This is a genomic window from Arthrobacter sp. E44 (assembly GCF_041877125.1).
Classification (GTDB): domain Bacteria; phylum Actinomycetota; class Actinomycetes; order Actinomycetales; family Micrococcaceae; genus Arthrobacter.
Window position 1 is genome coordinate 44,750 of the sequence record NZ_JBHDJA010000023.1, and the last position, 24,289, is coordinate 69,038.

General features: G+C 67.9%; 16 protein-coding genes and 2 tRNA genes. 8 read left to right on the top strand and 10 right to left on the bottom strand.

Features of this window, described 5'->3' with window-relative positions:
* Positions 1-76: 76 nt before the first annotated feature.
* From ACETK3_RS17710 to ACETK3_RS17740, 7 genes are all read right to left on the bottom strand, one after another.
* On the bottom strand, positions 77-280 hold the full coding sequence (locus tag ACETK3_RS17710; RefSeq protein ID WP_236801080.1) for a YbdD/YjiX family protein: 204 nt from the start codon (positions 278-280) through the stop codon (positions 77-79).
* Positions 280-2,577, bottom strand: a complete 2,298-nt coding sequence (locus ACETK3_RS17715; RefSeq protein ID WP_236801079.1) for a carbon starvation CstA family protein — start codon at positions 2,575-2,577, stop codon at positions 280-282. The genes ACETK3_RS17710 and ACETK3_RS17715 overlap by 1 nt, the downstream gene beginning before the upstream one ends.
* Before the next feature lie 141 nt (positions 2,578-2,718).
* Positions 2,719-3,567, bottom strand: a complete 849-nt coding sequence (locus ACETK3_RS17720; RefSeq protein ID WP_237429842.1) for an FtsX-like permease family protein — start codon at positions 3,565-3,567, stop codon at positions 2,719-2,721.
* A 60-nt stretch (positions 3,568-3,627) separates the two neighbouring features.
* Positions 3,628-5,574 carry a hypothetical protein gene (locus tag ACETK3_RS17725; protein WP_237429841.1) on the bottom strand — a complete coding sequence of 649 codons (1,947 nt, stop codon included), beginning with the start codon at positions 5,572-5,574 and terminating at the stop codon, positions 3,628-3,630.
* On the bottom strand, positions 5,574-6,311 hold the full coding sequence (locus tag ACETK3_RS17730) for an ABC transporter ATP-binding protein (RefSeq protein ID WP_236801076.1): 738 nt from the start codon (positions 6,309-6,311) through the stop codon (positions 5,574-5,576). Before ACETK3_RS17730 ends, ACETK3_RS17725 begins: the two co-directional genes overlap by 1 nt.
* Positions 6,308-6,919: a PadR family transcriptional regulator gene (locus tag ACETK3_RS17735; protein ID WP_373993267.1), complete on the bottom strand. Its 612-nt coding sequence runs from the start codon at positions 6,917-6,919 to the stop codon at positions 6,308-6,310. The genes ACETK3_RS17730 and ACETK3_RS17735 overlap by 4 nt, the downstream gene beginning before the upstream one ends.
* 122 nt (positions 6,920-7,041) lie before the next feature.
* Entirely contained in the window at positions 7,042-8,025 is a 984-nt protein-coding gene (locus ACETK3_RS17740; RefSeq protein WP_236801072.1) for an NAD(P)H-quinone oxidoreductase, read from the bottom strand.
* 108 nt (positions 8,026-8,133) lie between these two features.
* Between ACETK3_RS17740 and ACETK3_RS17745 the strand changes: the two genes are divergently transcribed.
* Positions 8,134-8,221: transfer RNA gene (locus ACETK3_RS17745), tRNA-Ser, on the top strand.
* A 447-nt stretch (positions 8,222-8,668) separates the two neighbouring features.
* The gene (locus ACETK3_RS17750) at positions 8,669-13,192 is read left to right on the top strand and encodes an ExeM/NucH family extracellular endonuclease (protein ID WP_373993268.1); all 4,524 of its coding nucleotides are present in this window, start codon (positions 8,669-8,671) and stop codon (positions 13,190-13,192) included.
* Positions 13,193-13,264: 72 nt separating this feature from the next.
* On the opposite strand, the gene ACETK3_RS17755 is transcribed toward ACETK3_RS17750, so the two are convergent.
* Positions 13,265-15,196, bottom strand: a complete 1,932-nt coding sequence (locus tag ACETK3_RS17755; protein ID WP_237429837.1) for an FAD/NAD(P)-binding domain-containing protein — start codon at positions 15,194-15,196, stop codon at positions 13,265-13,267.
* 83 nt (positions 15,197-15,279) lie between these two features.
* Between ACETK3_RS17755 and ACETK3_RS17760 the strand changes: the two genes are divergently transcribed.
* From ACETK3_RS17760 to ACETK3_RS17775, 4 genes are all read left to right on the top strand, one after another.
* Positions 15,280-17,523 (top strand): prolyl oligopeptidase family protein, encoded by a 2,244-nt coding sequence (locus tag ACETK3_RS17760; protein ID WP_236801067.1) that lies wholly within the window; start codon positions 15,280-15,282, stop codon positions 17,521-17,523.
* A gap of 5 nt (positions 17,524-17,528) precedes the next feature.
* Positions 17,529-18,059 (top strand): GNAT family N-acetyltransferase, encoded by a 531-nt coding sequence (locus ACETK3_RS17765; protein ID WP_237429836.1) that lies wholly within the window; start codon positions 17,529-17,531, stop codon positions 18,057-18,059.
* Between the two features lie 100 nt (positions 18,060-18,159).
* Positions 18,160-18,248, top strand: a tRNA-Ser gene (locus ACETK3_RS17770).
* A gap of 116 nt (positions 18,249-18,364) precedes the next feature.
* Positions 18,365-19,978: an MFS transporter gene (locus ACETK3_RS17775; RefSeq protein ID WP_237429835.1), complete on the top strand. Its 1,614-nt coding sequence runs from the start codon at positions 18,365-18,367 to the stop codon at positions 19,976-19,978.
* Here ACETK3_RS17775 and ACETK3_RS17780 read toward each other — a convergent pair.
* Positions 19,902-22,106: a RecQ family ATP-dependent DNA helicase gene (locus tag ACETK3_RS17780; protein ID WP_237429834.1), complete on the bottom strand. Its 2,205-nt coding sequence runs from the start codon at positions 22,104-22,106 to the stop codon at positions 19,902-19,904. The two genes, ACETK3_RS17775 and ACETK3_RS17780, sit on opposite strands and share 77 nt — an antisense overlap.
* A 138-nt stretch (positions 22,107-22,244) precedes the next feature.
* On the opposite strand from ACETK3_RS17780, the gene ACETK3_RS17785 reads away from it, so the two are divergent.
* Positions 22,245-23,663 carry a phosphomannomutase/phosphoglucomutase gene (locus tag ACETK3_RS17785; protein ID WP_237429833.1) on the top strand — a complete coding sequence of 473 codons (1,419 nt, stop codon included), beginning with the start codon at positions 22,245-22,247 and terminating at the stop codon, positions 23,661-23,663.
* A gap of 6 nt (positions 23,664-23,669) precedes the next feature.
* Positions 23,670-24,167 carry a hypothetical protein gene (locus ACETK3_RS17790; RefSeq protein WP_236801062.1) on the top strand — a complete coding sequence of 166 codons (498 nt, stop codon included), beginning with the start codon at positions 23,670-23,672 and terminating at the stop codon, positions 24,165-24,167.
* 6 nt (positions 24,168-24,173) lie between these two features.
* On the opposite strand, the gene ACETK3_RS17795 is transcribed toward ACETK3_RS17790, so the two are convergent.
* Positions 24,174-24,269 carry a hypothetical protein gene (locus ACETK3_RS17795; protein WP_373993271.1) on the bottom strand — a complete coding sequence of 32 codons (96 nt, stop codon included), beginning with the start codon at positions 24,267-24,269 and terminating at the stop codon, positions 24,174-24,176.
* Between the last annotated feature and the right edge of the window lie 20 nt (positions 24,270-24,289).

The following is a 24,289-nucleotide window of genomic DNA, read 5'->3' on the forward strand; positions in this document are numbered from 1 at the left end:
CGTTCATACTCTCACGGCCCATCCGCCCGGGGCCCGCCAGGAAGCTTCCTGGCGGGCTTGTCCGCTGCGGGCACAATCAGCAGCACCGGCCCTGCGGGTTGCTGTCCTGGCGGTCGGTCCGGTCCCGCCAGAACTCCCGCTCACTCAGGGGTGCCTCATGGTGCCCGGCCGCCCTGTGGTGTTCCAGGTACTTGGCGTAGGCGTCGGCGCCCATGACGCCGCCCAGGTAGCGGGCGAAGCCGCGGAATCCGCTGGCCACCAGGGCGATGCCGCTGCTCATCAGTGCCCGGCCCGTTCCAGGCGGGCGTCGGCGGGTACTTTCTCCCACTCGGCGGCCAGCTCACGTTCGGCGGTCGTCGGCAGCAGCCCCGCGGGGGCGAAGACGCGCGACGGAACGAACGGGTCCTCGTTGTCCTTGGTGGCTGTCCCGGCCGCCCTGTCACGGAACGCCTTGACCGTGGCCAGTACCGCCGTCGCAATCACGATGATGCTGAGCACCACGAAGATCACGGACAGCCAGCCCTGGATAGCGGTGTTGCGGACAACGGCCTCCATGGCGGCCACGGACTTGGCGGTGCCGAACTCGGTCTTGCCGTCTGCCAGCGCCTTGCTAAAGGCTGCGTTGTTGGCGAAGTACCCCACGGCCGGGACGGGCGAGAAGATCTTCTGGTAGCTGGCCGTGATGGTCACCACCGCGGCGAAGGCCAGCGGCAGGGCCACGATCCACAGGTACTTGAAGGTACCGCGCTTGGCGACGATGGCCAGGCACACGGCCAGGGCAATGGCGGCCAGCAGCTGGTTGGCGATGCCGAACAGCGGGAACAGGGTGTTGATGCCGCCCAGCGGATCGGTGACCCCCATCAGCAGCACGGCACCCCAGGCAGCGACCATGATGGCGGTGCAGAGCCAGGCGCCCGGCCGCCAGGAGGCTTCCTTGAACTTCGGGACGAAGTTGCCGATCGAGTCCTGCAGCATGAACCGGGCAACGCGGGTGCCGGCGTCCACAGCGGTGAGGATGAAGAGCGCCTCGAACATGATGGCGAAGTGGTACCAGAAGCCCATCAGGGCAGTGCCGCCGACGAACTGGTGCATGATGTGCGCCAGGCCCACGGCCAGGGTGGGGGCGCCGCCGGTCCGGGACACGATGCTCTGCTCGCCCACGTTCCTGGCCGTCTCAGACAACAGGTCCGGGCTGATGTTCACCCCGGCCAGGCCCAGGCTGTTGACCCAGGTGGCTGCAGTTTCAACGGTTCCGCCGGTCAGGGCAGCGGGAGCGTTCATGGCGAAGTACAGGCCGCGGTCGATCGAGATGGCGGCCACCAGGGCCATGATGGCCACGAAGGATTCCATGAGCATGCCGCCGTAGCCGATGTACCGGGTCTGCCGTTCCTTTTCCACCAGTTTGGGGGTGGTGCCGGAGGAGATCAGGGCGTGGAACCCTGACAGCGCGCCGCACGCAATGGTGACGAACAGGAAGGGGAACAGGGCGCCGGAGAACACCGGGCCGTTCTCCCGGCCGGCGAACTCGCTGAAGGCGGGAACGGTGACCTCGGGCCGGACCACGATGATGGCCAGAGCCAGCATGACGATCACGCCGATCTTCATGAAGGTGGAAAGGTAGTCGCGCGGGGCGAGCAGCAGCCACACCGGCAGGATGGCTGCGATGAATCCGTAGATGATCAGGCCCCACGCGATGGTCACCTTGTCCAGGTGGAACACGGCGGCGCCCCACTCGGTCTGGGCCACCAGGCCGCCGCCGATGATGGCGGCCATGAGCAGGACGAAGCCGATGATCGAGACTTCCATGACCTTGCCGGGGCGCAGGTACCGCAGGTAGACGCCCATGAAGAGGGCGATGGGGATGGTCATGCCCACGGAGAACACACCCCACGGGCTCTCACCCAGGGCATTGACGACGACGAGCGCCAGGATGGCCACGATGATCACCATGATGAGCAAGGTGGCGATCAGGGCTGCCGTGCCACCGATGACCCCGAGTTCCTCGCGGGCCATCTGGCCCAGGGACCGGCCGCCGCGGCGCATGGAGAAGAACATGACCAGGTAGTCCTGGACCGCGCCGGCAAAGACCACGCCGACGATGATCCAGATCGTGCCGGGAAGATAACCCATCTGGGCCGCGATGACCGGGCCCACCAGCGGGCCGGCACCGGCGATGGCGGCGAAGTGGTGGCCGAACAGCACGTTGCGGTCCGTGCGGACGTAGTCCTTGCCGTCGGCCTTGTACTCGGCCGGGGTGGCGCGGCGGTCGTCCGGCTTGGTGATGTACCGCTCGATCACCTTGGAGTAGAAGCGGTAGCCGATCAGGTAGGTGCACACGGAGGCGAAGACGAACCAGATGGCGTTGACGGTTTCACCACGGACGATCGCCAGCATGAACCAGGCGACGCCGCCCAGCAGGGCAATGGCGGCCCAGAGTGCGATCTTGGCCGGGGTCCATTTCCGGTCCTCGGCCTCAAGCCGGGCCTCGTCCACGGCGGGCGGGGGAAGATCCGGGTCCGTAACCAGTCCGCCCTCCGCCCGGGATCCGTTTTTCCGTTGGTCAGGCACTCCGGCCATGTCTCCTCCTTGAGAGTTTTCACACTTCTGCCATGGGCACCCTACCAATGCGGGCCAGTCATAAAGCGGCCGACGGCAGCGCGGCGCCTGGCCATGCGGTGAACGGCACTGACCGGGCGACGAACGAGGGGGGTCTTCCTGCTAGGCCAGGCCGCGCCGGGACAACGGCAGGCCGGAGCGCGTGCAGGCCCATGCGAGCGATGCACCCGCCAACGGAACGGCAACCACGAGGGCGAGCAGGTGCAGCCAGGGGACCTCCACTGCGGTCCGCATGTCCGTGGACAGGACCAGCAGGAGAGCCGGCACTGCCCCGGCCAGCGCCCCCAGCAGGGCGCCGACGCCACTGGTGAACAGGGCCTGGGAACCCGCCAAGGCCCTGCGCAGCCGGGGTGACGCGCCGACCCCGGCAAGGGTGGCATGGTCCGTGCGGGCGTCGGCCAGGGACAGGCCGGTGGTAATGCCCGCTGCGCTGAACGTGATGAGAGCCGCAGCGGCCACGATGGACCAGGTCATCCACTGTCCGCCCTGCGTGATGCCCGGTTCCGCCTGGAAGGGCATGCCGGGCTGACCATAGACAGCAGCGGCTGCAGCGGAGGCTGCATCCGCCTCAGCCTCCGACGGATACTTGGCCAGCTGCACCAGCAGTCCGGTTGGTGCAGGGCGCAGGTCAAGGCGCGCGGCCGTTTCGGGCGAGACAACGCCGTAGTAAGGGACCGCGACGCGCGGTTCGAGCACCACCGCGTCCAGGGCGCTGCTCCTGACCACCGAAGGGACAGTGCCTGGCCCTGAGGGTGCGGGCTGGTGGGTCCGCACATCCCGCGCTTGGAGCACCGCCTTTCCTTCAGTGACGAAAACAGGGTTGGTCACCACCATCCCCCCTGCCCTCAGCACCGTGATCGCCTCCGGGGATGCGTCCCGGCCCAGCGCCGCGCGGATGTCCTCTGCGCCGCCCACCAGGATGGCCCGGTCGGACGGCTGTTCATTGACCATGGACCCGCGGCACCGCCAGTCCCCCGGGTCTACGAGCCTTCCCTGCGGTGTCTTGGGGCACTAGTTGGCCTGCGGTCTGGCCAGTGAGAAGACCAGGCAATTTGAGGTATCCGTGCGTGCCGGGAGCGCTGGGTCGGCGGGACCTTCCGGACAGCTGCGCAGGCCTTCAGGAGCCGTGACGAGCCGGGTCGATTCGACAGTGCCCAGGGCCTCCGCCAGCGCGGAGGAGAGTGCGGATGCATCCACCTGCCGGGGTGGCTGCCTGCTGCCGTCGGCCGCCGGCGGCGGGTCCACTGCCAGGGGCACATACGCCTGGTTTTCCAGCCCGCTCCAATAATGCCCTGCCCGCAGTCCCGCCTGCTGGCTGGCTGAAAGCACCAGGGCGGCGCTTGCGAGGGTGGCGGCTGCCAGCACCGCGGCGACGGCGGGCACGCTCCGGCCGCGGTTCCTCGCCGAGTCCCGCGCGGCCATCCGGAGGGAGAGGGACAGCCATTGGGTCCGGGACGTCAGGCGCAGGATCAGCCAGCCTGTCACCAGCACCAGGCCGGTAACCGCGAAAACCGCACCCGCAATCAGCATCGTGACCACCAACGGCAATTGCTCCGCCTGCCGGTCCGGGTCCCCTGTGGAACTACCCAGAAGCCAGCCGGCTGCCAGCAGGCCCGCGGCAAGTGCCAGTGCCACGCCGCCGGCCACGGTGGTGCGCGTACTTTTTGGTGCCGGCGTCCGCCCGGATTTCAACGCGCCCACTACCGCCTGCCGGGACACCTGGCGGGCGGGGACCAGCGCAGCCAGGACGCAGGCCGCCAGGCCCATGGCCATGGCGACGGCGGTCAGCAGGAAGTCCGGGTGCAGGCCGGCGAGCCGGACAGAACCGGTGGAGCGAACCACCTGGACGACGGCTGCAGCGGCTCCCAGCCCCAGCGCGGCGCCAACCGCAACGGCAAGGCTGCCAAGCCACAGTCCGCCCGCCGTGACCACAGTCCCGATGGTGGCACTTTCCGCCCCGGCAGACGCCAGCAGCGCCAGCTCGCGCACCTGGCCTTTGGCTCCGACAGCGAAGGCGGCACCGGCCAGCAGACCCACCTCCAGGAGCGCGAGCGCCCCGACAAGGCCGAACGTGGCGTAGACGGCAACCGCGGCCGATGAGTCATCCCGCGGCGGTGAACCGGGCACCCTGCGCTGCTCAAGGGGCGGCGGATTCAGCACCACGCTCCGGGAAAGCACGCCCACCCCTTTGCTGTTCGCTTCCCTGACCTGCTGCCACGTCACCGGCTCCGGTCCCACCACGTAGTAGGACACGGACTGGCGGTTCAACGGCCCTTGCTGGACACCGGGAGGCACCTGGCTGGACTGCAGGTACAGGAAGCTGTTGCTGTCCGCTGCCCCCGCGTCCCGAATGGTTCCTACGGGAACAAAGGTTCCTGCCGACGTCGTAAATTCCATGCCCAGGCTGAGGTGGAAGCGCGCCAGCAGCCCGGGCGAGGCCAGGACCTCCGTGGCGGTCTGGGGCGCCCGCCCATCCAGGAGCGTGAACTTGCCGGCGAATGCCGGGTTGAGCGGGTCCACTTCCCTGCCCTGCAGAGAAACCAGCGCGTCGCCCACAGCGGTGGTGAGCGGCAGCATCCGTTGCCGCAGGACCTCATAGCCGGCCGGGATAACGTCGAGGGGGTCCGTCCGCTGGAAGTCCGGGTCGAACCGGCCCGTGCTGGAGGCGACCACGGCGTCATTGGACGGGTCCTGCAGGGAGTCCCCGCTGGGAACCGGCAACACACTGAACCGCGCCTGGGTGTTGCCCAGCTCGTACCGGACGGTCTCCCCGGGTGTGCGCTGGGAACTCTGGTAGAGCGTGGCGGCGCCGGTCAGCCCTGCCACGGGCAGCATGATCAGCAGGATGATGAGGAGGGACCGCCCCTTGTGGCGTGCGATGTCGCGGCGGGCCAGCCTGAGGGCAAGCCGGTGGCTGCTCCGGCGCCAGCGCGGCACCGGAGCCAGGTCCATCGGCATCAGAGTCCGGCCTGCGTCAGCAGCATCGTGGGATCATGCATGGCGGCCGCCTGGTCAATGATGCGCCCGTCCCTAAGGAAGACCACCCGGTCCGCCCAGGCAGCGTGCCTGGGCTCATGGGTGACGAGCATGACGGCGGCACCGGCGTCGGCGCGGGACCGCAGCACCTCCATGACCCCCTGGCCCGTCGTGGAGTCGAGCGCGCCGGTGGGTTCATCGGCCAGGATCAGCCGTCGCTTGCCCACGATGGCGCGGGCGATGGCCACGCGCTGCTGCTGGCCTCCGGACATCTGGTCCATGAAGCGGTCGGCGAGTTCCGGGATTCCCACCTGCCGGAGCGCATCCGCGGCCTGCCGGTGCGCCTTCCTGGCGGAAGTTCCATCCAGCTCCAGCGGCAGCGCCACGTTTTCCGCGGCGGTAAGCGTAGGGACCAGGTTGAAGTCCTGGAAAACGTAGCCAACGGCCCGGCGGCGCAGGCGGGCGAGGTCATTCAGGCCCAGCCCGGCCAAGGGCGTGGACTCGACGTAGACAGCGCCCGACGTCGGCCGGTCCAGTCCGCCGGCAAGGGCCAGCAGGGAGGACTTGCCGGAGCCCGACGGGCCCATGACCGCGACGAACTCCCCCGCGCAGATGGTGAGGTCAACGTCGCGGAGTGCGGCGACCGCCGTCGCACCTTCCCCAAAGGTCCTGCCGACCTTGGCGAGTTCAAGGACCTGCTGCGGCCCGCGGACGCTCACCGGCGGCTGTCCGCGTTGAGCGGGGCGTCTTCCGTGGCCCCGTTGGACGTCTTTCGCGGGGCACCGGCGGAGGCGGCCTGGGCCTGGGCCTGCTGGACCATCCTGGCCTCGCAGAGGTCCAGCCAGCGGACCTCCGCCTCGGTCTGGAAGATCAGCGAATCCAGGACCAGCAGCCAGGCGGTGTCGGCAGCCCGCTGGTTGGCCGCCGTGTCACGACGCGCCTTGGTGTAGTCCTGCAGGGCCCGGATGGAGGCCACCCGCTGGGCCTGGATGATGGCCTGCACATCCACACCGGGCAGGGTGACGGCGAGCGCGAGCTTGATGGCCAGCTCATTGCGCGGCGGGTTGTTCCGCTCCACCGGGGCCGCGAACCAGTTGCGTACCTCTGCTTTTCCGGCGGGGGTGATGCTGTACACCACGTGCCCTTCGCCGTCGTCGCCTTCCTTGGCCACCAGGGCGTCGCGTTCCAGCCGGTCCAGGGTGGTGTACACCTGCCCAATGTTCAGGGGCCACGTGGCTCCGGTGCGGTTCTCGAACTCGACCCGCAACTGGTAGCCGTAACGCGGCTGGTCCTGCAGCAGGGCGAGGAGGCTGTAGCGAATGGACATTTTGCTCCCCCGGGCTAGTCACTGTCGGCATGCACGGGCCCCCAAGACCCGTGCATACCGCGTATGGTCAGCCTAACGCGTGCATACCCTTTGCGCAATACCGGGTATGCATCTGGGGTTTTTTACATAACCAGCAGGACCTTGCCCACATGGTCGCCGCTGTCGAAATAGCGGTGGGCCGCCGCAACCTGGTCCATCGGGAAGGTCTTGGCAACCAGCGGGCGGATCCTGCCGTCGGCCACCAGCGGCCACACGGCATCGCGGACAGCGGTCATGATGGCGCCCTTTTCCGCCACCGGCCTGGGCCGCAGTGCGGTAGCCACCACGGCAGCCCGCTTCTTCAGCAGCAGCCCCAGGTCCAGCTCGCCCTTGGCCCCGCCCTGCAGCCCGATCACCACCAGGCGGCCGTAGTCAGCCAGGGCCTCCACATTCTGCTGGAGGTATTTGGCCCCCACCACATCCAGGATGACGTCCGCGCCCTTGCCGTCGTTTTGGCGTCGGAGGCTCTCCGGGAAATCTTCCTCTTTGTAATTGATGGCAATGTCCGCGCCGAGGAATGCCTTGGCAGTGCTGACCTTTTCCTCGGTGCCCGCCGTCGTGGCCACCTTGGCACCGAACGCCTTGGCCAGCTGGATGGCCATGGTGCCGATCCCGCCGGTGGCGCCGTGGATGAGGACCGTTTCGCCCGGCTGCAGCTGCGCCGTCATGATCAGGTTGGAGTAGACCGTGGCAGCCACTTCAGGAAGGGCTGCCGCGGTGACCAGGTCCACCCCCTCAGGCACACGCAACACCTGCTCTGCAGGGACTGCCACCTGCTGGGCGTAGCCACCCCCGGCCAGCAGGGCCACCACCTTGTCCCCCAGCGAGAAAGGCTTGCTGACGCCGGGGCCGAAACCGGCAATCCTGCCGGAAACCTCCAGCCCGGGGACCTCGGAGGCGCCGGGCGGCGGCGGGTAGAACCCCCGGCGCTGCTGCACATCGGCCCGGTTGAGGCCGGCAGCCACCACATCAATCAGCACCTCACCCTGGCCGGGCACCGGGGCATCCACGTCCCGGACTTCCAGCACCTCCGGGCCGCCCGGCTCCGAAATGTAGATGGCTTTCATGGACCTCTCCCGTTCCTGACTCAAAATCCGGCTGCAACCAGTGTGCACCGGACACCTTCCCCGGCCTGTTTTGTTGCAGGCAAGTGCCTATGAAACACTACTAGCTGAGGAAGGTTGTCCGAGCGGCCGAAGGAGCTGGTCTTGAAAACCAGTGTGCGGTAACCCCGTACCAAGAGTTCGAATCTCTTACCTTCCGCAAGGGAACCCCTGGCAGCCGGTGACGGCGGCCAGGGGTTTTTTGCTTTAACGCCATTCCCCCCGCCGCCACGGAGCCCCGCCTGCCGACCATGCCGTATTGCCGGCACGTAAATTCTTTGGACTAACCCCCTGCCAAAGCCCGGCCGGAAAGCTACCCGCGGGTATCGTGTGTGATTAGCGGCACACCTGCGCGTGTGCCCGCATCATCACTCCCGCAACAGCACCTTCGGTACGGGTTGGGGAAGCCCGTCCCGGAGGCGGGGCGTTCCGCTGGGGAACGTCCCGCCGAATGCACGCTCCAGCCACCTTGCGTTCATTCAGTGCTGTTGTCCTGAGCCGGACACCCACTTGACCAGGAGCAGGATCCGGGCGCCACGCCCGGGTACAACCTGGACGCACCCCGCCGGGCCATCCACCCGGGACACCTCAATGAAAGTAAGAGCGGATGCATCAAAAAACATGGAAGTTGACGCTGGGCACAGCGTTGTCGGCGGGGCTTATTTCAGCCCCACTGGCAACCGTCCCGGCAGCCGCGGAGGTCTCAACCGCGGCCGGCACCTCCCCCGTTGTGATCAACGAGGCCTACCTGAGCGGCGGCAGCATCGGCGCCGCCTACAAGAACAAATTCGTAGAGCTTTACAACACCTCCGACGCTCCCGTTTCGCTTGACGGCTGGTCGGTCCAGTACCGCTCCGGTGGCGGCACCGCGGCACCGAGTGGAGTGGCCGCGCTATCAGGATCCATCCCGGCCGGGGGCCACTACCTGGTGCAGGGCGGCAGCAACGGTACCAACGGCGCCGACCTGCCCAAGCCCGACCTCGTGGCCGGCGCCCTTAACTTTTCCGGCGCCTCGGGCACCATCGTGCTCGCCAAGCAGCCCACCGCCGTCGGACTTCCCACCGGTTCCGTGGTGGAGACCGCAGGCGTAGCCGATCTCCTGGGCTACGGAACCTCGAACACCTTTGAGACCCAGGCAGCCGCGGCGCCCACCTCAAACACCGATGTGAGGAGCCTCAACAGGACCGCCGGCGCGGACAGCAACAGCAGCGCCGCGGACTTCACCCTCAGCGCCGCCATCACGCCGACGTCCTCCGGCGGCGCAGCTCCCGCTCCGGATCCGACGCCGGCCCCTGACCCGGTTGCCAGGACCATCGCCGAGATCCAGGGCACTGGTACAGAAAGCCCCCTGACCGGCGCCACCATCACCACCAAGGGCAAGGTCACGGCGGCCTTCCCCACCGGCGGGCTCAACGGTTACTACATCCAGACCCCGGGCACCGGCGGCGACCTCACGGCCACCAACCATGCCGCATCCGACGGCATCTTTGTCTACTCCCCCGCCACGGTGGGTTCGGTACGGGCAGGCGACTACGTCCAGGTGACCGGCACCGTGGCCGAGTACTTCGGAATGACCCAGCTCAACGTCACGGCGGCCGCTGGCCTGACGAAGCTCACCGACGCCGCACCCGAGGTCAAGGCCACCGCCTTCACCCTCCCCGCCACGGAAACCTTCCGCGAATCGTTGGAAGGCATGCTCCTGGCGCCCCAGGGCCCCATGACAGTGAGCGACAACTACAGCCTGAACCAGTACGGCGAGATCGGCCTGGCCGGCGGGACCACCCCGCTCGAGCAGCCCACAGCCGTGGCGCCCTATGGCTCGGCCGAGTACACCGCCCTCGTCGCGGAGAACGCAGCACGCAGCATCAAGCTCGACGACGGCGCCAGCACCAACTTCCTCAAGGACGCCACCACCAAGGCCGAGATCCTGCCGTACCTGGCCACCACGGACCCCGTGCGGGTGGGCTCGCCTGCCGCCTTCACCACCAACGTGGTGCTCGGCTACGCCAACAACTCCTGGAAGCTGCAGCCACTCACCCACCTCACCGAGGCCAACAAGGACACGGTCCAGCCGGCCCGCTTCGGCGGCACCCGCACCGAGGCTCCCGCAGCGGTGGGCGGCAACCTGAAGCTCGCCTCCTTCAACGTGCTGAACTACTTCCCCACCACGGGCGACACGCTGACCGGGTGCACGTTCTACGAGGACCGGGCCGGCAACCCAATCACCGTCCGCGGCGGCTGTGACGCCCGCGGCGCCGCCAACGCCGAGAACTTCAAGCGCCAGCAGGACAAGATTGTTGCCGCCATCAGCAAGTCCGGCGCCGACGTGGTCACCCTCATGGAGGTGGAGAACTCCGCGCAGTTCGGCAAGGACCGGGACGACGCCCTGGCCAAGCTCGTGGAGGCGCTCAACATCCCAACCCCCGGGATCTGGGACTACGTCCGCTCGCCCGCGAACGCACCCCCGCTGGCGGACGAGGACATGATCCGCACCGCATTCATCTACAAAAAGGCCGCGGCGGAGCCTGTCGGCGAATCGATCATCCACAACGACACCGTTGCCTTCGCCAACGCCCGCAAACCACTGGCGCAGGTATTCAAGCCCATCGGCGGCGGCGCCGGCAGCGAGTTCATCGCCATCGCCAACCACTTCAAGTCCAAGGGCTCGGCAGCAACGCCGGACGACACGGACAAGGGCCAGGGCGCCTCCAACCTCGCCCGCACGGCCCAGGCCAAGTCCCTGCTGGACTTCGCCAACTCCCTGCAGGCAGCCAAGGGCACGGACAAGGTCTTCCTGATCGGTGACTTCAACTCGTACGGCAAGGAAGACCCCATCAACGTCCTGACGGGGGCCGGATACGCCAACCAGGATGACAAGGCACGCAACGCCGACGGCTCGGCCAAGCACTCCTACCTGTTCGGCGGCCTGGTGGGTTCGCTGGACCACATCCTGGCTTCCCCCGCCGCCAATTCGGTGGTGTCCGGCGCGGACATCTGGAACATCAACTCCGTTGAATCCGTGGCCCTGGAATACAGCCGCTACAACAACAACGTCACCAACTACTACGCCCCGGACCAGTTCCGCGCCAGCGACCACGACCCCGTGCTGGTGGGCCTGAACCTTCCGTCCACACCTGCCAGCGTTGACCTGAACTTCCTGAACATCAACGATTTCCATGGCCGGATCGACACCAACACCGTCCAGGTGGCCGGCACCATCGAGAAGCTCCGTGCCGCGGCCGCCCCCGGTGCCACGGCATTCCTGTCGGCAGGTGACAACATCGGCGCCTCCCTGTTCGCCTCGGCGGTTGCCAAGGACCAGCCCACCATCGACGTGCTGAACGCCCTGGAGCTGAAGGCTTCGGCCGTGGGCAACCACGAGTTCGACGGCGGGTGGGCGAACCTGCGCGACCGCGTCATTGCGGGCGGCACCAACGCCAAGTTCCCCTACCTGGGCGCCAACGTCTACCGCAAAGGCACCACCGAACCGGTCCTGCCCGAGTACACCGTGCTGGACATGAACGGGATCAAGGTGGCCGTGATCGGCACCGTCACCCAGGAAGTTCCGTCCCTGGTGACGCCGGCCGGGATCGCGGACCTCGACTTCGGCGACCCCGTCGAGGCCATCAACCGGGCAGCCGCGAAGATCACGGCTGACAAGCTTGCCGACGTGATCGTCGTTGAGGATCACGACGGCGCCGGCTCCGGTGTGGTGGAAGGCGCCACTCTGGAGCAGGAAGTGGCAGCCGGTGGGCCTTTTGCCAAGCTGGTCACCGAAACATCCCCTGAGGTTGACGCGATCTTCACCGGCCACACCCACAAGGAATATGCCTGGGACGCACCTGTCCCCGGCAGGGCGGGCGAGACCCGGCCCATTGTGCAGACCGGCAACTACGGCGAGAACGTAGGCCAGATCCAGCTGACCGTGGACACCGCCACCAGGCAGGTGACCAGTTACAAGGCCGGGAACGTCAAGCGCAGCACCGATCCGGCTGCCGATCTGGTCGCCACCTACCCACGGGCGGCCGCCGTCGACGCGATCGTCAAGAAGGCTTTGGCGGACGCCGCCGTGGTGGGCAACCAGCCCATCGGCTCGGTCACCAAGGACATCACCACCGCCTTCACCACCGATGCCACCGGCACCGCCAAACGTGATGACCGGGGCAGCGAGTCCACCCTGGGCAACCTGGTGGCCGACTCCCTGCTTGATTCGCTGAAGTCTTCCGACCTCGGCGGTGCGGAAATCGGCGTCGTCAATCCCGGCGGGCTGCGCAACGAGCTGTACTACGCGCCCGACGGCACCATCACCTACGCCGAGGCCAACGCAGTGCTCCCGTTCGTGAACAACCTGTGGACCACGTCCCTGACCGGCGCGCAGTTCAAGACGCTCCTGGAGCAGCAGTGGCAAACCAATGCTGACGGCACGGTCCCCAGCCGCGCCTACCTGCAGCTGGGCCTTTCAAACAACGTGAACTACACCTACGACGCCGCCCGTGCAGCAGGCGACCGGATCACCGCGGTGCGGGTGAACGGCGAACTGCTGGACCCGGCGAAGTCCTACCGGGTAGGCACGTTCAGCTTCCTGGCGGCCGGCGGGGACAACTTCCGGGTCTTCACCGAAGGCGCCAATACCCGGGATTCGGGACTGGTGGACCGGGACGCGTGGATCGGGTACCTGCAGAAGAGCAGCCCCGTGTCCCCCGACTTCGCCCGCCGCTCCGTGGCAGTCACCAACACTACGGCTGCCGAGGTCAAGCCCGGCGAACCCATCACCCTGGCGGTGTCCAAGCTGGACCTGACCTCCCTGGGCAGCCCGGTCAACACTGCCCTGCAGGCGTCCTTCACGGACGCCGCCGGCACGGTGACGCAGCTGGGGACTGTTCCGGTGGCCTCCGGCGCGGCATCGGTGAACCTGGCGGTCCCGGCCGGCGCAGCGGAAGGCGCGGCAACCTTGGTGCTCACCGCCGTCGAATCCGGCACCGAGGTTAAGGTCGCAGTCCTGGTGGGCGCGGACACCCCGGCACAGCCGGTCTGCGTCCCGCCGGTCAAGCCCACCCGTCCGGCTGATGTCAGGGGCCAGGCCAACTACGGACAGGCCATGGCCGCGTACAGGGCCTGCCTGCGCGGCTAAGACCGCAGATGCGCCATCACTTTGGTCCCTATTCCGCCCGTTTAGCGGCCAAAAGTGATGGCGCATCGCCGTTTAAGCCCTGTTGAGGATGGCGTTCGCGATCTCGTCCGCGTCGCGGAGGGTGCGCTGGCCGCTGCGGTACGCCGGGCCGCCCGCCTGGAGGGCCTCGGCGGCGATGGCTGTGCCCCACTGGGCGGAGGACAACTGCAGTCCCAGCACATACAGGTTCTCCGTCACGGATCCATTGGCGGCCACGGGTCGGTACGGGTGGGGCTCCACGTCCAGCCCGGTGGACTCGATGGGGGCGCCCTCCGGGGTCATCATGAGCTTGGGGCGCACCAGCCCATCCGACAGCAGCTGTTCCAGTACCGGGGAGTCGTTGGCCGAGACCCGGTTGCCGGGGGCCAGTGCTTCCACCATGGTCCGCGCGGCGGCGGGTGGACCGGCAACCCACGGCGAAGCCGCGGTGAACATCGCCGCTTTCCGGTCGATGCCAAACTTCGGGTCGGGGCCAACAAAGCTGACCACCCCGGCCCGTGCCAGTGCGGCGAGCTGTTCGGCCCGCAGCGCCGGCGGGCCGCTGGCCAAGCCCTCCACAAAGGACTCGAACCAGCCACGCAGCCCGGCGACCCAGGACTCATCGGTGATGCCGCCGTCGGCCACTGCTGTCTTGAGGACCGCCCGCCCGTGGTGCAGCGCCGCGATGGCCATTTTGACGGGGTCGTCCTCACCCAGCGCCGAGCGGCGCGCATCGTCGAGCAGGAACTCCACCACTGCCCCGTCGTGCTCCCCGCGGGATGCGAACGAGCGGCCCGACAGCGGAGCCGCAAGCCCGGGCAGGTCCAGCCGGTGCCGTGGGCCAACGTGGATGGCCAGGACGCTCTCCACGCCGTCTTCCCAGTTGGCGGCACTGTGCGCGTGCGGCTGCAGGGCTTCCTCCAGCGCGGCCAGGAACGCCGGCGCATCGGGCACCGCCCCGGGCTGCGAGCGCACCAGCGTTGAGTAGTAGGCCCACAGGGCGTCACGGTGCAGCAGCGGCCACAGGTCGTGGTCAAAGGACGGTCGGATTCCGGCCTTCGCCAACCGCTCGATGGCAGCCTCGGTGAGGTAGCGCAGGGTGATGGACGGGGCGTAATAGCCGGGCAGGGCCGCCTTTGCCCGGTACGGCGTGCCCCGCCGGGACGCAGCGATGATCAGCGGTTCCTGGCCGGACGGTTCGTACTCCAGGCCGCTGCCGGTGGGAACGAACTTCCCGCCGCGGCCTTCGGTGAGCTGGCCCATGGTGTCGAAGAAACTCAGCCCCATGCCACGGACCAGGACGGGCTCGCCGGCGGGGATCAGGTCCCAGTCCACATCCGCGGGCGCGGCCGGCGGGAAGTACTGCAACCCCAGCTGCACGGCTGATGCCTGCAGTTCGCGTTGTTCCGGGTTCAGGCGGGACGGAATGTGCCCCAGCGCCAGCACCACGGCGTTGGCGCGGATGATCGCTCCGGTGGCCAGGCCGACGTCGTACCTTCCGTCCCCGACGGGACGCACCGACTGTGCGGACGTTTCGTGGAATTCGACCGTGACGCCGTCGGGCGCCTTGTCCAGCAATTCCGCCAGGGTGCTGCGGAGGTACCGTCCGTAGAGGGCACGGCTGGGAAAGTCGGTGGACTCCAGCACCGCCAGTTCCGCAAGTTCGTCGGCCGTAAGGTCCGGCAGCGGGTCGCGCTGCTGCTGGGCCCGCCACTGGTCGAAGGTGGTTCCGGCAACCGGCGCCGGCAGCGACGCATCCTGGGGAATCAGGGTGGGATAGAAAGACTGGGTGTTCATGAGGAACAGCCGGGACTGGCCCGGCTGCCAGACATGCCCGGGACCTGCCGGATAGGGGTCCACCACGTCGACGTGCAGCCGGACCGGCCCGCCGGCCGCCGCCGCGTGGGCGAGCAGCCGCTCCAGCACGCTGGTGCCACGGGGGCCGCCGCCGATGATGACGGCCCGGTTGCTCTGCGAGAATTCCACGGATCCAGCGTACGGGCTGAAGACGGGGCCGGCGCCCACCGTGTGACTTGCCAGCCATGGGTGATGTTGTTTGGATGGGGCGCATGACCACCACAGCAGCTGATCAAGCGTCCGTTCCCGGTCCCGGCCGGGACACTTCCGGCACCGCAGCCCGGGAAACCGCACCCGAACCCGTCGACGAAAACGTATGGCTGGAGGATATCTACGGCGAGGAGCAGCTGGCCTGGGTCAAGGAACAGAACTCCCGTACCGAGGACCTGCTGGAGGACGGCGGCTACGCCGAACTGGAAGCCGGCATCCTGGAAGTCCTGGACTCAACGGACCGGATCGCCATGGTGGGCAAGCGCGGCGACTGGTACTACAACTTCTGGAAGGACAACCGGAATCCCAAGGGCCTCTGGCGGCGCACCACCTGGGACAGCTACTGCACCGGTTCGCCGGAATGGGACGTCCTGCTGGATGTGGACGAGCTGTCCCGCACCGAGGGCGTGGAGTGGGTGTTCCACGGCGCCACCTTCCTGCGCCCCGCGGCCGGCGAGCCCTACCGGCTGGCGCTGCTGGCCCTCTCCCCCGACGGCGGCGACGCCAACCGCTACCGCGAGTTCGACGTCGAAGCACGCGGCTTTGTGGATCCCGCCCAGGGCGGGTTCGACCTCCCCACAGCCAAGGGCAACGTTTCGTGGCTGGATAACGACATGCTGCTGGTGGCCTCTACCGCAGATGGCCTGCCCAAGACCGCCTCCTCCTACGCCCGGACGGCGGTGTCCCTCAAACGGGGCGAATCCCTGGCCACGGCACCGCGCATTTTCGAGGTGCCGGAAGACCACATGATGGCCGTGGCTGCGCACGATTCCACGCCCGGCTTTGAGCGGACCTTCGCCGTGGACTACATCGACTTCTTCAACCGCACCAACTTTGTGCTGCGCGACGAATCCTGGACGCCCATTGACGTCCCCACCGACGTCAACGTGAGCGCGCACCGGGAATGGCTGCTTTTCCGCCCGCAGCAGGACTGGGTGCTGGATGGCACCACCTATCCGTCCGGATCCCTGCTGGCCGCCAATTTCGAGGACTACCTGGGCGGCATTCGGCAGCTCACCGTCCTCTTCACCCCGGACGCCCACACCTCGCTGCAGTCCTGGAGCTGGACCCGGAACTTCCTGCTGCTCAACCTGCTCAAGGACGTCTCCTCCGAGATCCGGGTGCTGGACCCGTCGCGGCCCGCCGGCTCCGCGGACGGCGGCTGGGCTGCCACTCCCCTGGATGCCTGCCCGCCGCTGCACGACGTCAACGCCTACGCCGTGGACGACGAGGACGAGGCACCGGCCGAGGGTGGGGCCGGTGACGACTTTTGGCTCATCGCCACCGGCTTCACCACCCCCACGACGCTGATGCGCGGCACGCTGGAAAAGGAACACGACGGGACGTCCGGCGTGGTGAGCCGGCACGCGACAGTCAAGACCTCGCCGTCGTTCTTTGCTGACGGTGACTACGAGGTGGAGCAGCACTTTGCAGTGTCCGACGACGGCACCCGGGTCCCGTATTTCCAGGTGGCTCCGCGGGGGCTGGCTTTGGACGGGCAAAACCCCACACAACTGTCCGGCTATGGCGGGTTTGAGGTTTCACGGACACCTGCTTACAGCGGCACCGTGGGCCGGGCCTGGCTGGAGCGGCGGACCGCGCTTTCGGACGAAAGCGGCGGGAAGGCTCCGCACTCGCGCGGCGGCGTCTACGTAGTGGCGAACATCCGAGGGGGCGGCGAGTACGGGCCGGCATGGCACCGGGCCGCCCTGAAGGAGAACCGGCACCGGGCCTATGAGGATTTCGCAGCCGTGGCACGCGACCTTATCTCGCGCGGCGTCACCTCGCCCCGGCGGCTGGGCTGCGTGGGCGGCTCCAACGGCGGCCTCCTGGTGGGGAACATGCTCACCCGCTACCCGGAACTGTTCAGGGCCGTCTCCTGCGGAGTGCCCCTGCTGGACATGCGGCGCTACACCAGGCTCTCCGCCGGGCATTCGTGGATTGCCGAGTACGGGGATCCGGACGTTCCCGAACAGTGGGAGTACATCAGGACGTTCTCGCCCTACCACCTGCTCAGGGACGCCGTGGAATATCCGGAAACCTTCATCTGGACGGCGACCTCCGACGACCGGGTGGGCCCTGTGCAGGCACGCAAGATGGCGGCCCGGATGTTGGCCATGGGCATCCCCAATGTCTGGTTCCACGAGGCTTTGGAAGGTGGCCACGCGGGCGCATCGGACAACCGGCAGGCCGCTGCGCTGCAGGCGCGCAGCCAGCATTTCCTGTGGAAGGCGCTGGCAGGCTGAACGCTTTGAATCCTGCCCTGACGGTCCGCCGGGCCGGCCCCGGCGACGTTAAGCGGCTTGCCCAGGTGCACGTCCGCTGCTGGCAGGAGACCTACCGGGGAATGCTGTCCGATGCCTTCCTTGCTTCAGTGGATCCGGCGGGGCGACTGCGGCTGTGGCGACACTTGCTGGACCGCCCGGAGCCTGCCGAGGCATGGGTAGCGTGCGACGGCGGGACAGTGGTTGGGTTCTCCGGCGCCCGCCGGCTGCCAGCGCCCGGTTCGCCCGAAGGGCACCCGCCGCCGTCGTCCGGGGACCTGGAACTGTGGGGCCTCTACCTGCTGGCCTCGCACCAGGGCCTTGGGCTGGGCGGCCGTTTGCTGGAGGCTGCCATCAGCACCAGCGCGGCGAGCTTGTGGGTGGCCGCCGGCAACAAGCGGGCCATCGGCTTCTACCGGCGTTTCGGCTTTGAACCCGACGGCGCCGAGGACGTCCTGGCTGACTGGGAGAACCTGCCCGAGATCCGCATGGTCCGCCCGGCACAGCGTTTCCTGTAGGGGGCGGCGGGACTTCAGCGATTGGTTTGGGTAGGGAAGGAAACCGTTTTGCGCTGCATGGCCGGATCTGCGTATCCTTGGTGGGCTAGCAATAGCAATTGGAGACGTGCCAGAGCGGCCGAATGGACTTCACTGCTAATGAAGGGTCGGGGTTAAACTCGACCGGGGGTTCAAATCCCCCCGTCTCCGCGTTTGGCCCCGGTCCTCGGACCGGGGCCTTTTGCGTTGCCTGCGCTTTCGGAATGCGCTGTCCACAACACGGACGTGCAGGGCGCAAGGTGTCGCCGCAGTGGCAGGATTAGCCCATGGCGGCACCCAGCAAACCACACCAGCCGGACGACACCAGTTCAGGATGGAACCCTCGCCTGGCACTCCTGGTGGCAGCGACCTTCTTCATGGAATTCCTGGACGGCACGGTCCTCACTACCGCTATTCCCAGCATCGCGGCTGACTTCGCCATTCCCGCTGCCGACGTCAACATCACCATGACGGCCTACCTCCTGACGGTGGCCGTTGGAATTCCCATCAGCGGCTGGCTGGCTGAAAGGTTCGGTGCCAGGCGGATCTTCTGTGCTGCCATCGCCGTGTTCACCCTCGCTTCGCTGGCCTGCGCCCTCAGCCAGGACCTGGCCACGCTGACCCTGAGCCGCATCGCCCAGGGGGCCGGCGGGGCCATGATGGTCCCGGTGGGAACCCTGGTGGTCCTGCGCGGCACACCGAAGTCCGAGCTGCTGCGGGCCACCGCATTCCTGGTGTGGCCCGGGCTCCTCGCACCGGTCCTTGCACCGCTCGTGGGCGGCGCGCTCACCACCTACCTGTCGTGGCACTGGATCTTCCTGGTGAACATCCCCCTCGGCGCAGCAGCGTTTGCGGCGGCCCTGCGCCTGGTTCCGGTGACGCCGGGAGACCCCGGCCGACGGCTGGACTGGACCGGCATGGCGCTGACCACCGTCGGGGTGGGCGCACTGGTGGCCGGGCTGGAGCTGGCCAGCAGCCATCCGGAGCTGCCCTGGGCCGGAATCAGCGCGCTGGCTGGAGCCGTGGCACTCACCGCCGCCGTGCTCTGGATGCGCCGGGCTCCCCACCCCCTGTTCAATCTCCAGGTCTTCCATGCCCGGACGTTCCGGGCCATGGCCACCGGCGGGTTCATGTACCGGGTCACCATCAGTTCGGTTCCGTTCCTGCTGCCCCTCATGTTCCAGACGGGCTTCGGCTGGTCACCGCTGCAGGCCGGTGCCATGGTGGCGGCAGTATTTGTGGGCAACATCGGGATCAAACCGGCCACCACCCCCCTGATCCGGAAGTTCGGGTTCAAGGCAATGCTGGTGTTCGCTTCCGTGGCATCAGCCATCACCTTCGCCGCCTGTGCCTTCCTGACGCCGGAGACCCCGGAAGCGTTGATGTTCGTGCTGCTGGTGTGCAGCGGCGCCTTCCGTTCCATCGGCTTTTCCGCATATGCGTCGGTGCAGTACGCGGACATTCCGCCGGCGCAACTCACGTCCGCCAATACGGTTTCGGCCACGATCGTGCAATTGGGCACGGGTTCAGGCATCGCCCTGGCAGCCCTGCTCATCCGGACCTTCAACGGCCCGGTGCTGGTACCGCAGGATCCGGCCGGGCCCTTCCGCGGTGCGTTCCTGGCGATGGCGGTCCTGATGCTCGCCAGCACTGCGGACAGCCTGCTGCTCCCGCGTCATGCGGGGGCGGCAGTGAGCCAGCGCGGTCACGGGCAGGACCAGTCCACCAGGCCGGATACCACCGCGGACGGGGACACGCAGCCTGGCACCTCATGCACAGCCACCATGTCCACGCCTGCCCAAGCTGGCACCACCCAGCCTGCGGTCAGCCCGCCTGCGCCAGAACCAGGGGAAGTACCGCTCCCGCCCCGGCCTGCCGAAGGGCGCGCCCCGCGACGGTAAGGGTCCAGCGGCTGTCGGCGAGGTCATCGATCAGCATCACGCTCTGCCCCTGCACCGACTGCAGGGCAGCCTCAAGGTCCGGGCCCACCACCAGCCGGTCCCAAACCCCTGCCAACCGGTAGGCGCTGTTGCCGCCTCGGCCGCCGGTGGGGCCACCGTGCGCCAGCTGCAGCTCGCCAAGGTAGGGAATGCGTCCAATGTCGGAAATTCCGCGGGCCAGTGAGCCCACCAGCTGCCGCTTGCTCCGGGACGGCATACCAACAATGGCGGCAGGCCTGCCCGCCCCACTCCAGCCCGGGTTCCGGCTGTCGCCGGTTCCCCATTCGCGCAGGACCTGCACACATGCCTGGAGCATCGAGGGGTCCACCGGGCGGTCCTCCGCGCCGGCGGCGAACAGCTCCCGCAGGGCACCGCCCCACCCCAGGTCGGTCAGCCGGGACAGGACGCGCCCCTCCGACAAGCCTTCGCCCGATTTGAGTTTGCCTTTCAGCGGCACTCCCAAACGGTCCATGCCGCTGGGCCACTGAAGCCGCGGCTCCAGGACGCCTCCTGCCCTGCTCAGCGTCTGGCCGGCAGCCGCGGTGGCGTCCGCGGCAACGTCTGCAGGGAACCAGCGGCCCGCACAGTTGTCGCAGCGGCCGCAGGGACGGGCTGTTTCGTCGTCGAGGACCGAAGTGATGTATTCCATCCGGCAGCCTGCGGTGTCCTGGTAGATCACCATGGAGTCCTGCTCGTCCACGCGGGCCTCGGCAATGCGGCTGTACCGCTCCGCGTCGTAAACCCACGGTTGGCCGGTAGACCGCCAGCCTCCGCCGACCCGTTCCACCGCGCCGTCCACTGACAGCACTTTCAGCAGCAGCTCCAGCGGCGTGCGGCGCAGGTCGACGCGTGCTTCCAGGGCCACCGTTGACAGGGCTGCACCGGCCTCGGCCAGTGCCGTCAGCACGGCCGCAGCCTTTTCCTCGGAGGGCATGGAGGCGGTGGCGAAGTATTGCCAGATCTCACGGTCCTCGGAGCCCGGCAGCAGCAGGACATCGGCGTTGGCAGCGCCACGGCCGGCGCGGCCCACCTGCTGGTAATAGGCCACCGGTGACGACGGCGCTCCGAGGTGGACGACGAAGCCAAGATCGGGCTTGTCGAAGCCCATGCCAAGCGCGGACGTGGCCACCAGCGCCTTGACCTCGTTGTCCTTCAGCAGCTGCTCTGCCCGCTCCCGGTCTGCCGGATCGGTCCGCCCGGTATAGGCGAGCACATTGTGTCCCGCTTCGGACAGCAGCCGGGCGGTGTCCTCCGCCGCGGAAACTGTCAGCGTGTAAATGATGCCGCTGCCGGGGAGATCCGCCAGGTGGGTCAGCAGCCAGCCCAGCCGAGCTTTGGAATCGGGAAGCGACAGGACTCCCAGCCGCAGTGAATCACGGCCCAGGGACCCGCGGATAGTCAGGACCCCCACGCCGAGCTGTTCTTCAATATCGTGCACCACCCGGGAGTTGGCCGTGGCTGTGGTGGCCAGGACGGGCACCGAATCCGGCAGCCGGGTGATGAGGTCCGCGATGCGGCGGTAATCGGGGCGGAAGTCGTGGCCCCAGTCGGAAATGCAGTGGGCTTCGTCGATGACCAGCAGCCCGGTGCGTCGGAGGAGTTCAGGCAGTTGGGTCTCCCGGAATGCGGGGTTGGTGAGCCGTTCCGGGGAGACCAGGAGGACATCAACCTCATCGGCGGCCAGTTGCCCGCGGACGGTGTCCCACTCCAACTGGTTGGCGGAGTTGATGGCGACGGCGCGAACCCCGGCGCGGGCGGCGGCCGCCACCTGGTCCCGCATCAGGGCAAGGAGGGGCGAAACGATCAGGGTGGGCCCGGCTCCCCGGCGCCGCAGCAGGAGGGATGCCACGAAGTACACGGCCGACTTGCCCCAGCCGGTGCGCTGGACCACCAAAGCCCGCCGCCCGCCGTCGACCAATGCCTCAATGGCTTCAAACTGGCCGTCGTGGAAGACAGCGCCCGGGTTGCCTACCAGCCCGCGAAGCACCTCAAGCGCCTCGGCATGTGTGGCGGTCCCCGGCGCGTCCGGACCTGCCGTATCTGCAACTGCGTCAGCGGAAACTGGGGAAGCGTACTGGTTATTGGCCATTGATTCAGTATCCCAGCACCCTCCGACAGCTGCGCATGCCTGCGCTCTTATGTGGAAACCGCTACAAGTGCGACGGAAAGCCGCGCCCGTTACGGGAAGCCCCTTGGCGGGGTGCGTCGCCCACGTAAGATAAAGCCCGTGACTAGCGAACAGACAACGACATTTGATCTCTCGGCCTCCTTCAAGGCCTACGACGTCCGCGGGATCGTAGGCGAGTCGATCACCGCCGAAATCGTCGAAGCCGTGGGGGCCGCGTTCGTGGATGTCCTGCAGCTTGAGGGCCAGACCATCGTGGTGGGCGGCGACATGCGCCCCTCATCCCCCGAGTTCACCAAGGCCTTCGCGAACGGAGCGGCAACGCGGGGTGCCAACGTGGAATTGCTGGACCTGATCTCCACCGACGAGCTGTACTTCGCCTGCGGTTTCCTCAACCGCGCCGGCGCAACCTTCACCGCCAGTCACAACCCTGCCGAGTACAACGGCATCAAGATGGCCAAGGCAGGCGCCGTGCCCATCTCCTCCGAAACGGGCCTCAAGGACATCCAGGCCCTCGCGGAGCAGTACCTGAACTCCGGCTCCATTCCCGCCGCCGGCACCAAGGGCCTCATCAGCGTCCGGGACGTGCTCAAGGACTACTCCGAGTACCTCCGCAAGCTCGTTGACCTCTCCGCATCCCGCCCCCTGAAGGTGGTGGTGGACGCCGGCAACGGCATGGCCGGGTTGACCACGCCTGCCGTCCTGGGGGATGCGTTGCTGCCCAAGCTGCCGTTCGACGTCGTCCCGCTCTACTTCGAACTGGACGGTTCCTTCCCCAACCACCCGGCCAACCCGCTGGAGCCGGAAAACCTCCGGGACCTGCAGGCCGCCGTCATTGAACACGGCGCGGACATCGGCCTGGCGTTCGACGGCGACGCCGACCGCTGCTTCGTCATCGATGAAAAGGGCGAGCCCGTGTCGCCGTCGGCCATTACCGGCATGGTGGCCCGCCGCGAAATCGCCCGGGCAAAGGCCCGGGGCGAGGAAAACCCCACCATCATCCACAACCTGCTCACCTCGCGCGCCGTGGCGGAGCTTGTGGAGCACGACGGCGGACGCGCGGTCCGCACGCGCGTGGGCCACTCCTTCATCAAGGCGGTCATGGCCAAGGAAGGCGCGGTGTTCGGCGGCGAGCACTCGGCGCACTTCTACTTCCGCGACTTCTGGAACGCGGACACCGGCATGCTGGCCGCCATGCACGTCCTGGCTGCCCTTGGCGAGCAGGACGGCCCGCTGTCCGAGCTGGCACGGGAATACGAGCCCTACGTCAGCTCCGGCGAGATCAACTCCGAGGTGGAGGACAAGCCGGCAGCGGTGGAGCGGGTACGCCAGGCCTTCGCCGACCAGGACCTGACCATCGACAACCTGGACGGCAGCACGTTCACCGCCAACGACGGCAGCTACTGGTTCAACCTGCGCCCGTCCAACACCGAGCCGTTCCTGCGGCTCAACGCCGAGGCCACGGACCGGGCCACCATGGAACGCATCCGCGACCGCGTCCTGTCCCTGGTACGGGCCTAGGACCGGATGACCGACTACACGGGGCAGGCAGCGGACGGCAACGGCGGGCAGGACAGCTGGCGCGATTCCGTCTCCGAAGCCACGGCAACTGACTTGGAGAATCTCCTGGGCACGGGCGTCAGCGCGGCCCAGGAGCAGCTTCAGCGCAATGGCGGCTTCCTGCCCTTCGCACTGACGGTCCAGAACGACGGCGAGGTGCGGCTGGTTGCCGTCTCCCCGGCAGATGCCGCGGAAGGCATGGACGGGGACTTCGACGCCGACGCCATGATCAACGACCTGCAGGCACTCCTGCGCCAGAACAGGGACGACTTCCGGGCCGCGGCCGTGGTCTGCGACATCCTCCTGGTGGAGGAGGATTCGGACGCCATCCACGTGGCGGCTGAGCACCGGGACGGTTCCCTCTTCGCAGCCGTCCTGCCGTACTCGGCCAACGCGACCACCCAGACCTGGGAATTTGGTGAGTTGGGCGCGGACGCCAGCGAGCCCACTATCTGGGTGGACTAGATGTACTCAGTCAGTAGGTTGGTTGCACCTGCTGATCGGTGGGTTGCCTCCGAGGCTGCCGTGGGGCCGGTGGTTGTTGTAGAAGTCTAGCCAAGGCTGCAGAGCGTCTGTGCGGGCCTGGT

What these genes read in the sequence shown, in the direction of transcription:
- ACETK3_RS17710 (WP_236801080.1), bottom strand. Translation starts at nt 280, where the DNA reads ATGAGCAGCGGCATCGCCCTGGTGGCCAGCGGATTCCGCGGCTTCGCC.
- ACETK3_RS17715 (WP_236801079.1), bottom strand. Translation starts at nt 2,577, where the DNA reads ATGGCCGGAGTGCCTGACCAACGGAAAAACGGATCCCGGGCGGAGGGC.
- ACETK3_RS17720 (WP_237429842.1), bottom strand. Translation starts at nt 3,567, where the DNA reads ATGGTCAATGAACAGCCGTCCGACCGGGCCATCCTGGTGGGCGGCGCA.
- ACETK3_RS17725 (WP_237429841.1), bottom strand. Translation starts at nt 5,574, where the DNA reads ATGCCGATGGACCTGGCTCCGGTGCCGCGCTGGCGCCGGAGCAGCCAC.
- ACETK3_RS17735 (WP_373993267.1), bottom strand. Translation starts at nt 6,919, where the DNA reads ATGTCCATTCGCTACAGCCTCCTCGCCCTGCTGCAGGACCAGCCGCGT.
- ACETK3_RS17740 (WP_236801072.1), bottom strand. Translation starts at nt 8,025, where the DNA reads ATGAAAGCCATCTACATTTCGGAGCCGGGCGGCCCGGAGGTGCTGGAA.
- ACETK3_RS17750 (WP_373993268.1), top strand. Translation starts at nt 8,669, where the DNA reads ATGCATCAAAAAACATGGAAGTTGACGCTGGGCACAGCGTTGTCGGCG.
- ACETK3_RS17760 (WP_236801067.1), top strand. Translation starts at nt 15,280, where the DNA reads ATGACCACCACAGCAGCTGATCAAGCGTCCGTTCCCGGTCCCGGCCGG.
- ACETK3_RS17775 (WP_237429835.1), top strand. Translation starts at nt 18,365, where the DNA reads ATGGCGGCACCCAGCAAACCACACCAGCCGGACGACACCAGTTCAGGA.
- ACETK3_RS17780 (WP_237429834.1), bottom strand. Translation starts at nt 22,106, where the DNA reads ATGGCCAATAACCAGTACGCTTCCCCAGTTTCCGCTGACGCAGTTGCA.
- ACETK3_RS17790 (WP_236801062.1), top strand. Translation starts at nt 23,670, where the DNA reads ATGACCGACTACACGGGGCAGGCAGCGGACGGCAACGGCGGGCAGGAC.